The following is a 12845-nucleotide window of genomic DNA, read 5'->3' as shown; positions in this document are numbered from 1 at the left end:
GTCAGTGCGCAGACACTTGAATGCGATTCCACAGATTGATCATCGCAACAGTGGTCGTGAGCGCGCTGATCTCGGCATCGCTGAAGTGCGCGCGCAGTTCGGCGCGCAGCGCGCCATAGTCGGTCTTGCGCTCGATCTGGGTCAGCGCTTCCGTCCATGCAAGAGCGGCGCGTTCCTTGGCGGAAAAGTCGCTCACATGATCCCAAACCACCAAGCGATCAAGCCGTTCATTGGTCTCGCCGTCGTCTCTGGCTTCCTTCGTGTGCATCTTCACGCAATAAGCACAGCCGTTAAGCTGGGATGCACGGAGCTGGACGAGATGGTGTAACATCCGGTCCAGACCATGTTCATCGATAGCAACGTGCACTTTTTCCAGCGCAACGAAGACATTGGGCACAGTCTTGTAATGATTTACGGGCTTATTCGTCATAGTCGTATCCTATAGTGAGCGTTACATCCCTATGACGATCCACAAAGGCAGTTTGTGACGTGCACCTCCAAAAATATGCGGTTCACGATCTGCCCCGCGTAGCCACTGTCCGCGGATGTTCAGACGTGTGCCGCTGAATTTACAAAATCTGGTCGGCTCGCTACGATACCACAGCGAGTGTCCGCCTGGTCACTGCAGGATCTGATTCTTGGCGATCGAGGAACGCGTCGCCGAGAGCGAAGCATCGCTATCAATCGTTCCTCTTCGCCACCGTGCAGACGACATTCCCTTCGAGTCGGAACGTCAGACGATTGCGACGTCACCGACAAAAAGTCAGTTATTGGCGAACAGCCCATCAAGGGGGGGCGCAGGAGAAGCCGAACGGCAACAATCCAGTTGAGCCGAACAATATCCTGAAAATTCAGATCTGGCATTCTTTATTTTAGAGGTTACATCGATGATTGGCAGACGGGTATATTTATTTCCATTATGAGAGCCGAACCTCGCCCGATTTGATCACCAAAATATTGCATGCAAATGCGTCACGTCATTAGGCCGGTAACCTGCCAATCAGCGAATATTGTTGAGACAACGCCGCCGTTTCTACTCTAATCTTTGCCTGCTCCTCGCCCCCTGAGGCTAAGGCGCACGCTCGGCGGCTGCAGAGTGCTTTAACGGGCAATCGGTATTTGGGGCGCCTAGCAGGTTTAAATTTCCTCCTAACTATTATAATGGTTATAAGATGCGCGTCTGCTTTTGGGAGTTCCCGATTCGGGTTTAATGACCGAAATGAGGCGCAATGCGGACCGTTCTGGATGCTAGCCCGACGACAAATCAGCGTTGCGGTCTCTCCAAAAGACGGGATCAACAAAAAATCTATTAGTGGGTTGTTCCTTTTTGCAGCACTGGCCCAGTGCTGCAGGCCACAATCAAGGTCGATGACGCTCTGCTTCGATACCTGAAACAAAGCTGGCCGCGCGCATTCTCAGCCTTTAAAGCTCCGGCTGCATTTAAGGTTTATGCTGCGGAACAGCTATTTTTGTGCACGCCGATCAAGGGAAGATCGCAGCAATTCGACCAGGGCGGAGCGCTGAACAGGTTTGAGTTTGTCGAGATTTCGCTGCCGCCAGCGGATTGCCGGAAGCTCTGCAACATGGCCGATCTTCAGCAAGGACCAATCCGGTTCACCACGCTCGAATCCGATCAGAAATTCGCGGTGCTCATCCGGCATACCGCCGATCAGTTCCTCAATCATCTGCTGCTGCGCTTCGATCAGTTCTTCAATGTGAACCACCTCCTCGGTCATGCCTTCGAAACCATTGCGGTATTCATTCGCGAGGTCTTTGACCCGGCCCGAAAGCACCTCGCCCATGGGACGATTGTGGCTGAGGAGATAAACAAGAAAAACTTCGCGCAACTCGTCGCTCAGCCCTTCATCGGCGAACAAACCGCGCACATCGAAGAGATCACGTGGATGCTGGCGATCAAGCGCAGCAACCAATTTTCCTGCAAACAGGTCTTCAAAGGACACGACGCTGGTTTCGGCAAAACCGAAGACCTCTTCGACCGCCTCGGTGACAGGGATCACAGAAGGCTCGTGCACTACGCCGCGCAAGACAGGGGAGACTTCAATCTTCACTTGTGTTCCCTCGGCCATGACAAGAAGCCGCAAGATCGCGCTATCGTGGACGTTTTCGGCGACGCGAGCACCGGGTACTTCCGCTAAAGTTGACGTTTTGATCCGCTTCATGGCTGCGTCAATGTCCGCCAACGCCTCCGGCCTGTCGTTGATGGGCAAATACATGAGGTCGATGTCAACGGAGAGGCGCGGCAGATTGCGTATAAAGAGATTAATCGCGGTTCCACCCTTGAGAGCAAAACAGGTTTCGCGCGCCACAATAGGAATCAGACGCATAAGCAGCCTGACTTGGCCCTGGTACTGATCACGAAATGCCATCGAAGTCCCTCGGTACGGTGATGTGATAGACCGGATCAAGCTTGCCACCGGGCACAAGCATGCGCTTACCCTTCCCGAGATCGATTGTGGTTTTGTCCAGTCGCTTGAGCCACGCATGGCCATGACGATCTGCGAAATAAAAAAACAGACGTTTGACCTTCACGCTGTCGCAATCCAGGAGCAGTTTTTGCAGCCGCCTCGGGCTGAAATTTGCGGCACTTTGCATAATCATATCGGCCTGATGGAAACTCTCATGGCGCGGCAGTTCATCGAGCATTTCGAGATAAGCTCGCTCAGCCTGCGAAAGCGTCATGGGCCAGTCCCACTGCCCCCAAGCGAGGCTGCCAAGCCCTTGTGTGGTTGGTTCATTGCGAAACAAGGTAGCGCTGTTGTGATAGACAAAGCGCTGGGGCAGTTGCAGTTTGTTCAGCCATGCAGGCGGCTTTTCCGGTCCGTAGAGATGAACAATCCTGGTCTCGTGAGCGAGGTAATGCGCAAAGCCCTGTAATTCTAACGCCGTGCGTCCGCCGACATAGAGCGGCGCTCGTGAAAGCAGGGTCTGGAGCGATATGATGACTTGCTGCCAACTCAGCGTGCCGCGCGGTTTTTTATAGACGCTACGTACCGGCTGTTCCAGCCAGCCGTTCTTAACGTAGTAAGCGCGCAGGTTACTGGCGATGCCGCGCTCTTGCAGCCAGGCAGCGTCCACGACCAACCCTTCTGGCAGGTCTCTCTCGAGTCGGTTTAACAATGAGGTGTTTTGCTCAGCCATACTGAGTATAATAAACGAGTCTTAAACCATTATCAAGTTTGAACGTGCCATCATTTAATCAACATAATTGAGTAAATTCAGACAAATTCAAACCATTCCTTCAATCGTCCGTCGCTACAGAGTAAGCAGGGCTCATGTCACAAGTCAACCTTAGTTCTCCACCAGCATGGCCTGCAAATATCCATTCTACGCGGCAATGGCACAAAAAATGAGCTCATCATCGACAGTTCTCGCGCGGTTTGCAGACACCAGCCGGCCTCCTGCGCGCCGCGGTTATTTTCGCAATGTGACATTGCTCATCAGTCCAACATCCTCCGGGTCCGGGACAGTAGCGTTGAATATGTCGAGATAACTTTTCCGCTTGCGAGGCGATGCGCCCGAGGCTTCGACTTTCTCATTAACAGCCTGCAATAATCGCTTTGCACTTGGTTTAAGCTGCGCTTCGACCTCTTGAAGACGATCATTGATTTCATCTGGTGAAATTGCTGTCTTCGTGGGTGTTGTCACGTTAACTGGGCTGCAGTTGCCTGCCTGACGGTTTGGGCGTAAATTTTGGCGATGCAGACATCAGATATCATCTTCAAGCGTCACCGTTTTCCGCCACAGATCGTTGCTCATGCGGTGTGGCTTTATCTGCGGTTCAACCTTAGTCTGCGTGAAGTTGAAGAAATGCTGCTTGAGCGTGGAATCGACGTATCATACGAGACAGTTCGTCGTTGGATCGCCAAGTTCGGCCCCCAGATCACACGCAACTTGCGGCGGCGTCAGGCGCGCCCCGGCGATGTTTGGTATTTGGACGAAGTGGTCGTCAAATGCGCTGGAGAAAAATTCTGGCTTTGGCGTGCGGTGGATCAACATGGCTCCGTTCTCGAAGAAATCTTGCAGAAGCGGCGTGATAAAAGGGCGGCAAAGCGATTGCTTGTGGCGTTAATGAAGCGCTATGGCTTTGCTCCCAAACGGATCATCACCGATAAGCTCCGCTCCTACGGTGCAGCAAAGGCAGAAGTGGCACCCGGCCTTGACCATTGGTCGCACAAGGGCCTCAATAATCGGGCCGAAAATAGCCATCTGCCGTTTAGGAAACGGGAGCGAACCATGCAAGGTCATCGGTCACCTGGAGCGTTGCAACGGTTCGTCTCCATGCACTCAGCGACCCGCAATTGTTTCTCTGTTCCATCTCGTCGCCGAGCCGCACACACAATTCGCTACCATCGCCTCGAAGCTTTCGATGCATGGAAAATTGCGGCCTGTTTCGCCTGAATATCTACGAGCCCCTGGCCTTTCCGGCCAGAGAAACTTAACGTGACAACACCGATAATGCATCTTTATTGGAACCTTGTCGTGAACTTTCCGTGTGCTATGTTCGTAGAAGCGCCGAGCTTCGATAACAACAATCGGGAACGGTGTGTAAGCCTCGACGTTGGAAACAATGTCGGGGCCAACGTTATTTCTGTTCTTTAAATTGACGAAGCTCGGTTCTCAATTCTTCAATCGAAGTCTGAAGGCTTTTTATCTCACCGACAAAGTGAACTAGGAGCCTGCCCGTGGCAAGTCGCAGATTTGAATCGCGGATCTTACCTAGAATTACATCGATTTCTTTCTCAAGATTGCTGATGGCCATTTTCCCCTCCCTTGATGGAACCTAAGTATTTATCGCAATTTGTTCGGGATGGCCATTTATTTGGAATCGCGTCATGCTATACAAGCCGCTTAGTCCAGACCAGCTCATCGTATTGAAAGCGCTGTATCTGGCGCTGTCACATTGATTAATCGTCTACGTGATGCGGTATTTGAGTTTTATGAATAAGCAGGCCCTGAGGTATAAAAATCATCGCTTTCCAATCTTTCTCGTGGCTCGTGCGATCTGGCTGTATTTCCGCTTCAATCTCAGTTTGCGTGAAGTTGAGGAAGTGATGCTTGAACGTGGCGTTGTGGTTTCTTATGAAGCGATCCGCTGATGGTGTCGGCTGCAGGGTGCGCTGCTGGCGGCGCGATTACCCCGCAAGCGGCCCTCGGCCAGTGATGTCAGGCATCTTGATGAAGTCGTTGTCCACCTCGATCTTCTTCACCCGATCAGTGAACACATGCGCAGAGTAGCCGATCTTGATAGCCATCGAGGAATGGCAACTCACAATGACGAATATCCCCTTCGTGTTCTCTCGTCATTCGAGCGGCCAGGGCGCGCACGTCAGGGCAGAATTTGTTCGTTGCATCTCTTGTTATGGAATCTGATTCCCAAAACGTTGCGAGCGACCGTCAAAGTCAGGGCGGTTTAAACCTGGATGTTCAGATTTTCAGGACCAATGCTATCAATCCAACATATCTCCCGAGCTTCACGATGAAGTCAGGCCATGTTTATGTCAGACAAGCGACCCATTTTGTTTATTACTCTTTTCTTATATACTCGACAGAAAGAATTGTGATTTAAAATTTCCCCGTACAAGGATAGATGAACCGGACGAATATATCATGCTTCTCCTGCTCACATTGCAATTCATCGTACTATCTTTTTTCCCACTTTACTTCACAACTTTACCCGCGCCAATGCGGCTGGTCCATTTCTATGTTTACCTGGCGCTTGTCCTGCTTATCGGTGGCTTTATGGGAAACGTGTACTCCGTTTCCATTACTGATAGTATGGACATCTCAGGCGGCAGCCTTTGTTACGGCGCCTTCATGATGGCTTCAGTGATGTTCGTCTGGATAGAGCGAGACGCTTTCATCCTTCGGCATCTTGTCAGGCTCGTCATTGTCGTCGATATTTTCAAGGTCATCTTTTCTTTTCTCACTTACTCCTTCCTGGAATCGAATGGGATTATCAATCCTCACGATGTTCCGCCTGAAATGTTCAAGCTATCAACCCCTATGATCATCCTGGGGGGCGTCCTTATTATAGCCGAACTCCTGATTTTGCTGTTCATCTTCGAATTCACTAAAAAGAAAACGGGTTCCTTCTTTGTCAACGGTGTCGTTTATATCGTAGCATTCGTGCTTGTATTGGTTCTCGATGGCTTTGCCTTTTTCTTTATTTCTTTTGGTATCAACGCCGACATTCTGGCGCTTGTTTTCGGCGGCATCACTGCCAAGGTTTTTATGGCAACTGCATTTGGACTAACACTCGGCCTGTTTATAGTCTGGCAGCAACGGGTATTTACTGATTACCTCGAGAGCGACACATTTCGCTGGCGTCTGTTGACCTCTAGTAGCGCCAATCTAATCAAGGAAATCGACAGACAAGACCAGGATGTCCGCCGCGGCGATATCGTGTTCAAGAATTCATCCGAAGGGTTGGCGATTTTTGATGAGTCCGGAGCGCTTCTCAGGGCAAATTTTGCCTTCCGGAAGATGTTGAGAATCAGTGTGGAAAACAACGACATTGCTAACCTTAAACAAGCATTCTGGATTGCAAACAAACCGGTCGTCTTGCCATCGCATTTTGCAGGCCCGTGGCGGCGCGAGGTCGCCTTCGGACAAAATCAGCAACGCGCCGGTATTCTGTCCATCACTCCTGTTGAAGAAGGCATCCACGGCCAAAGAACGCAAGTCTATTCCTTGATCGACATAACCGAGCAGAAGCTTGCTCGGCAAAGATTGGAGTACGTTGCGTTACATGATCAACTGACTGGATTGCCCAACCGTCGTTTTCTCGACCAATACCTTAATAACCTCCGAGATTCCCCATATGCACTCATCGCCGTCGACCTTGATCGCTTTCGAGACATTAATGACAGCTACGGGCACAGCACAGGCGATCGTGTTCTTCAAGTGATAGGCGAGCGATTGCATGAATTTCATGAGGCGCATATGGGAGAAAACGATATACTGTGTAACGTCGGTATTGATGCATTTGTCTTCCTCGTTCACTCCAACGATCGTGGCTTCGTTGAACCTCTCCTGGAACAGATCCAGCGTACTATTGAACAGACCATTCGCATTGACGATAATCTGGCAGTATTCACGACAGCAACCATTGGTATTAGCTACCAGCGTCAAGGCAGGAATGTTGACACATTTTTGGAAGCAAACGCAACATTATACGCGGCGAAGCGCAAGAGACGAGGCACAATCGCTGTCTATCAAGAGGGCCTGACCGATGAGAGCCGGAGGAAGATGGTACTGGCTCTCAAGTTGAAAACCGCGCTGGCGGACAACCTACTTGACGTTCATTATCAGCCACAATTCGATACTGTTAGCCGCAAACTGCGTGGAGTGGAAGCTCTCGCTCGTTGGACTGATCCTGAGCTCGGCGTCATCTCGCCCAGCGAGTTTATCCCTGTCGCTGAGGCAACCGGTCTGATCGATCCCCTTGGGGAATATGTCCTTGAGAGAGCCTGCCGGGATGGACAGGAATGGCGGAAAAACTGGAATATCCCCGTTACTGTTTCAGTGAACGTATCTGCACAACAGCTCAGATTTGGGCGGTTCGCTTTGACGCTGACCAGAATACTGAATGAAACAAACTTCCCTGCCCATCAACTTGAAGTAGAGTTAACCGAGTCCTCCTACATTGAACGTGAAGAGGAAGTTACCCCATTGTTAAGCGAATTAAAGGAAATGGGTGTCGGCATTGCGATTGATGATTTTGGAACGGGGTATTCATCTCTTTCGTATTTGCGAGACCTGCCATGCGACTACATCAAGATCGATCGTAGCTTCATTACCGGAATCCCACTTGACCCAAAGCAATGCAGCCTCACGTCTGCAGTTATCCAGCTAGCGAAAAGCGTGTCGTTTAAAGTCGTGGCTGAGGGTGTAGAAACTCAAGAGCAGCTTGATTTTCTTGCATCGCAGGGATGCGATCTTATCCAAGGACACTATTTCTCGCCTGCACTGTCAAAGAATGCGGTGGAGGCAATGCTGGCGATTGCGGAAGGTGGAGCGCGATAGTGCTTTGCTCCCTGAAAACTGGAGGAGAGATGGGTGTCAGGTCAAAAGTTAAATCAGCGCAGGCCATTATCTGCTTTGATGGTTTCCTTCAGTAGGCCGCCAAGACGGGAGTCGAGATGAATTCCGGTGCCCACGACGAGGAAAAAGAGTATTTCGTTGGGAAGAGAGGCGCATGCTTGACGTAGACCTTGGAATCGCCCCTAATTGCTCGGACAGTTTCTGCCACTTAAATAAGTGATAGGACTACTGTTCACATTATGACTGGTAATAGCATTAAGATGGAAATTCTTTCCGGCCCAGAACGGCGTCGACGCTGGAGTACAGCGGAGCAGCTTGCGATTGTCCACAAAACCTACGAGACGGACGCGACGGTCAGTCTGGTCGCCCGTCGTTATGGCATTTCACCCAACCAGCTGTTCGCGTGGCGCAAGCTTGCGTCACAGAGTGCATTGGTAGCAGCGGCAACCGTGTCTAGACCGTAACCGCCCGATTGTTACCGTGGAGAATATGTCTTGACGCGGGCGACGATCTCTTCGTCATCGACAGCATTCGAGGAATTCTTGCCATTTTTCGGCTGATTGACGCGCGTCGGCCAGCATCTGTCTGAGCGGTGTTGTCACATTGATTTTTCGTCAATCGATCTGCGATAGGGCTGTGTCGCAAATTTTTCACTTTTGGTGATCTATGTCATTATCAGTACGGGAAACTGCATGAGGTCTTAGCGGGTGACAGTGGATTTCAAGGGAGCTCATTTCCCCACAAGTGTCATTCTTTATGCTGTGTTCTTTTATGTCCGTTATCCAGTTTCCTATCGCGATCTTCAGGAAATCATGGCTGAACGTGGTGTCGATGTTGACCATGCAACACTGAACCGATGGGTTGTACGATATTCTCCACAGATTGCAGAGCAGGCACAGAAACGTAAGCGTTTAACTCTTGGCTCATGGCGTAATGACGAGACTTATATAAAGGTCAAAGGGAAATGGACCTATCTGTATAGGGCTGTTGATCGTGACGGCCAAACCTTGGAATTTATGCTCTCTGAGCGCCGAAATCTTAGTGCGGCAAGGCGTTTCTTTAAAAAAGCCATCGCAAGCAATGGTGTTCCGCACAAGGTTGTCATTGATAAAAGCGGGGCTAACCTGGCCGGTGCACAGGCTGCAAACACGATCCTGAAAATCACTGGTGTCGGCATGATGTTTGAAATTCTTCAGGTGAAATATCTCAACAATATTCTTGAGCAAGACCATCGGTTCATCAAGAAGATCACCAAGCCAATGATGGGCTTCAAGGCGTTTCACAGCGCATCAGCGACAATCGCGGGCATTGAAGTGGCACATATGATCCGCAAAGGCCAATTCGCAAACAACAACCATTCGCCTTTTCAGGTCATTGCAGAGCTCGCAGCATAATTGTGCCCAGTGATAAGGCGCACTTAACCAGCACAAAATTTTGCGACAGAACCTTCTTACAGCGATGCCCGTTGAACCGATTTCGTCGATCCACACCCGAATGCCTGTCATTCTAAAACCAGAAGCCTATGCCGATTGGATTGCCCCTTCGACTTCTGCCGCTGACGCGAAAGCCTTGCTGAAGCAACACCTGGGCGGCGATCTTCAGATGTATCGGGTAGACCGCCAGATCAATTCGAGCCGTTGGCCTGGTGACGAGACGGCGATTGAACCGATCTAACACGTGACAACTAAGCGGCGAAAACGACCTGATTGCGCCCTTTATTCTTAGCAGCATATAGAGCTTTATCAGCCCTGCTGAGGGTTTCGGAAAAGGTAGCATTTGCACGACACACAACCACGCCAATAGAAACCGTTACCGGAATTGTAGTAGTGCCAATCTGAAAAGTCTTACTGGCAACGGCTTGACGAACTCTTTCGGCAGAGATTTCCGGTAACATGCTGCCTTTTTCGCCGAATATGACGACAAATTCCTCGCCCCCGGATCGAGCGATAAAGTCTTCTGGGTGCAGAACGTCGACAATACGTTCAGCGATTTCCTGTAACACCTCATCACCAGCCTGATGGCCGTAACCGTCGTTGATGCACTTGAATTCGTCGATATCCAGAATTGCGAGTGCTCGGTTATAACTATCAGCAAGAGCATTTTCCAAACTTGCCTCACCATAAGAAATAAGCGAACGACGATTTGGCAGCTCTGTCAGATGATCTCGTGATGCAGCGTCTTCCCACCGCTTCTTCACCTGGTCGGAACACATCAACAAAAACGAGGTCGTGCCGATGACGGGCATAATGCAAAGAAACATCGGAGTAATTGCATTCATCCAATGTCCGTTATCGGCGACGGTGTTTAGCCCATGGTTGTCATAGAATAAGTAAATGAGCGTGCGCGCCAAGTTCGCGATTGTGACCGTTACATAGATAACTGTCAGCGAAAGGCTGCCACGGGAACGATACTCCGGATTTCTGATATTCTGCATTAATATGATGGCAGATGCACAAGTAATGAAACCCCAGAGTAAGGCAACGATGAAAATTCTTGCACCAATATCGGGTACAACAAAAAGATAATAGGCATAGGGGATCGTACCAATCGCAGGAATAATAAAAGCATTAGTATAAATACTAAGGCCATGAAATTTGCGAATGCTTGCGTGATATGAACAAAGGGCAGTTAATAGTACTGCATTGGCTACTGCTGTTGCTAAATTATATGGGATATGGTCTTCGATAGCGAATATAACGCAACCAATCGCTACCAAAAGAGTAGCTACTTGCCATATACGAGCTGCGGGCCTAAGAGATGTCGGCAGGTCGCCCAAGACGGCGGTCAGGACGCCACCGTTCGCCAGAATTACGAGCGTTACCGTTATATAAACCGACCGCGTGTCCATGATTTCGCCCCTCGTAGACAACTCGATCATATGAGGAAACGCGTCAAATAACAACGCGAGCAGTGACGCCTAAGAAGCGTACATTGTAATCCATCTTTGAGAATTGACTATTCGGGGGTGCGGACGAAAACTTGGACTATCATGGAGGTAGTTCATGTATTCCTACGAAGACCGGATGAGAGCAGTTGCGCTTTACATCAAGCTGGGCAAGCGCCCGAAAGCTGCTATTCGCCAGTTGGGCTATCCAAGCAAAAATGCTTTGAAGGGCTGGTACCTGGAATATGAGCACCATCTTGATCTGCGTTTAGGATTTGCGCCCCGAGCGCCTAAGTTCACACAGGCGCAGAAGGAAGTGGCTGTTGAGCACTACCGCACGCATGGTCGTTGTGTTTCTGCAACGATGCGCGCTTTGGGCTATCCCGGTCGTGCAACGTTGACAGCATGGGTTCGTGAGGCGTTTCCCGAAACTAGCAAAGCTGTCACTGGAAGAACTGGACGTCCACGATACCCTGATGCGCTGAAGAAGGCTGGCGTCGTCGGACTTTATAATCGGCAAGAAAGTGCACAGGCTTTGGCCGAAAAGCTCGGCGTATGCAGACCGACACTGTATAACTGGAAAAACCAGTTACTTGGTCCGGAGGCTCCCGCAATCATGAAACGCAAGAACAACTCACCGCCAGCGCCAGAGCGAAAAGAATTAGAGCGCCAGCTCGAAACACTGCAGCACGATATTCAGAAACTGCAGCTTGAGCACGACCTTTTGAAAAAAGCGAATGAAATTCTAAAAAAAAGACCTGGGCGTCGATCTGCAACTCCTGAGTAATCGGGAGAAAACGCTGTTGGTTGACGCCCTAAAAGGTCTTTATCAACTCCCTGATCTGCTTGCTCAGTTGGGACTGGCGCGCAGCTCATATTTTTACCATCGAACTCGCATGAGGATGAGAGACAAGTACCTCACTATTCGTCAGAACATCACCGAAATCTTCGAAGCCAACCGTCGATGCTATGGCTACCGCAGGCTACAGGCGTCATTGGCCAAACAATCCGTTATAATCTCAGAGAAGGTTGTGCAGCGCTTGATGAAACAGGAGAACCTGATCGTTGCCACGCCAAAGCGACGGCGATACCGCTCTTATCTCGGAGAAATCAGTCCAGCGCCTGAGAACCTCATTAATCGCGACTTCCAGGCCTCAGCCCCAAATGAGAAATGGCTGACCGATATCACTGAATTCCATATCCCGGCTGGCAAGGTGTATCTCTCACCCATCATCGATTGCTTCGATGGCTTGGTCATCAGTTGGTCGATTGGAACGAAACCAGATGCGGAATTGGTCAACACGATGCTCGATGCCGCCATAGAAACTGTGACCGACGCAGATAATCGGCCAATTGTTCATTCTGATCGCGGTGCACACTATCGCTGGCCGGGTTGGCTATCGAGGATTAGTGATGCGCAACTGGTGCGCTCAATGTCCCGTAAGGCGTGCTCCCCAGATAACGCTGCATGCGAAGGTTTCTTTGGCAGGCTAAAAACAGAGTTCTTTTATCCCAGCGATTGGAAGAACATCACGCTCGAGCGGTTTATCAATGAAGTTGATGGCTACATTCGGTGGTACAACGAGAAACGGATCAAGATATCGCTTGGCGCTCGAAGCCCAATCGAATATCGAAACAGTCTTGGCTTTGTGACGTAAAACCAGTCCAAGTTTTTATCCGCACCCCCTTCTGCGCGAGTTTCAGCGATGCTACATCCGGAGAATTTATACACATTTTCTGGCAGTATCATCTCATCGGCGGCGGGCTTATAACCATTTAGGAAATTGACCTCGATGCCGCCATAAGCCTTGCGGTAATAAGTTGCGTCGCGTTCGTTCATATAAAGAGTTTGCCGGAGTTCAGCGAAGACGGCCCATGGCCGAGAATTGACCATTAG

At 50.2% G+C, this 12845-nt stretch carries 10 protein-coding genes and 2 pseudogenes; 7 read left to right on the top strand and 5 right to left on the bottom strand.

Annotated features, from left to right (window positions below; all coding sequences use genetic code 11):
* Position 1: 1 nt before the first annotated feature.
* The 3 genes from MKS82_RS00465 to MKS82_RS00455 form a co-directional block, all read right to left on the bottom strand.
* Positions 2-430 carry a carboxymuconolactone decarboxylase family protein gene (locus MKS82_RS00465; protein ID WP_109989429.1) on the bottom strand — a complete coding sequence of 143 codons (429 nt, stop codon included), beginning with the start codon at positions 428-430 and terminating at the stop codon, positions 2-4.
* 1033 nt (positions 431-1463) lie between these two features.
* Entirely contained in the window at positions 1464-2387 is a 924-nt protein-coding gene (locus tag MKS82_RS00460; protein ID WP_240578243.1) for a nucleotidyl transferase AbiEii/AbiGii toxin family protein, read from the bottom strand.
* Complete coding sequence (locus tag MKS82_RS00455; RefSeq protein WP_109989427.1) at positions 2374-3159, bottom strand: type IV toxin-antitoxin system AbiEi family antitoxin domain-containing protein; 786 nt, start codon at positions 3157-3159, stop codon at positions 2374-2376. The genes MKS82_RS00460 and MKS82_RS00455 overlap by 14 nt, the downstream gene beginning before the upstream one ends.
* A gap of 558 nt (positions 3160-3717) precedes the next feature.
* Between MKS82_RS00455 and MKS82_RS00450 the strand changes: the two genes are divergently transcribed.
* Positions 3718-4419, top strand: coding sequence for an IS6 family transposase (locus MKS82_RS00450; protein WP_109365644.1), 702 nt, complete (start codon positions 3718-3720; stop codon positions 4417-4419).
* 184 nt (positions 4420-4603) lie between these two features.
* On the opposite strand, the gene MKS82_RS00445 is transcribed toward MKS82_RS00450, so the two are convergent.
* Positions 4604-4780, bottom strand: a complete 177-nt coding sequence (locus MKS82_RS00445) for a hypothetical protein (RefSeq protein ID WP_181394359.1) — start codon at positions 4778-4780, stop codon at positions 4604-4606.
* A gap of 178 nt (positions 4781-4958) precedes the next feature.
* Between MKS82_RS00445 and MKS82_RS00440 the strand changes: the two are divergent.
* The 5 genes and pseudogenes from MKS82_RS00440 to MKS82_RS00420 all read left to right on the top strand — a co-directional run.
* Positions 4959-5216, top strand: a pseudogene (locus tag MKS82_RS00440) (IS6 family transposase); the annotation flags it as partial.
* Between the two features lie 412 nt (positions 5217-5628).
* Positions 5629-8046 carry a putative bifunctional diguanylate cyclase/phosphodiesterase gene (locus MKS82_RS00435; protein WP_240578239.1) on the top strand — a complete coding sequence of 806 codons (2418 nt, stop codon included), beginning with the start codon at positions 5629-5631 and terminating at the stop codon, positions 8044-8046.
* Positions 8047-8303: 257 nt separating this feature from the next.
* A pseudogene (locus MKS82_RS00430) lies at positions 8304-8510 on the top strand (transposase); the annotation flags it as partial.
* A 261-nt stretch (positions 8511-8771) separates the two neighbouring features.
* Complete coding sequence (locus MKS82_RS00425) at positions 8772-9458, top strand: IS6 family transposase (protein WP_240578238.1); 687 nt, start codon at positions 8772-8774, stop codon at positions 9456-9458.
* 40 nt (positions 9459-9498) lie between these two features.
* Positions 9499-9738, top strand: a complete 240-nt coding sequence (locus MKS82_RS00420; protein ID WP_276313224.1) for an SOS response-associated peptidase family protein — start codon at positions 9499-9501, stop codon at positions 9736-9738.
* Between the two features lie 10 nt (positions 9739-9748).
* Here the strand turns inward: MKS82_RS00420 and MKS82_RS00415 are convergent, their stop codons facing one another.
* The gene (locus tag MKS82_RS00415) at positions 9749-10912 is read right to left on the bottom strand and encodes a GGDEF domain-containing protein (RefSeq protein ID WP_021587181.1); all 1164 of its coding nucleotides are present in this window, start codon (positions 10910-10912) and stop codon (positions 9749-9751) included.
* Between the two features lie 154 nt (positions 10913-11066).
* Between MKS82_RS00415 and MKS82_RS00410 the strand changes: the two genes are divergently transcribed.
* Positions 11067-12606, top strand: a protein-coding gene (locus MKS82_RS00410) for an IS3 family transposase (protein ID WP_109989892.1) whose coding sequence is annotated in 2 segments (ribosomal slippage) — positions 11067-11696 and positions 11698-12606 — 1539 coding nt in all. Because the reading frame shifts where the segments join, the coding sequence is not laid out codon by codon here.
* Positions 12607-12845: the final 239 nt, after the last annotated feature.

Origin of the sequence: Ochrobactrum sp. A-1 (assembly GCF_022488005.1) — a bacterium.
GTDB lineage: Bacteria > Pseudomonadota > Alphaproteobacteria > Rhizobiales > Rhizobiaceae > Brucella.
Note: the sequence above shows the minus strand (reverse complement) of the source record. Positions and strands in the feature narration are given on the sequence as shown.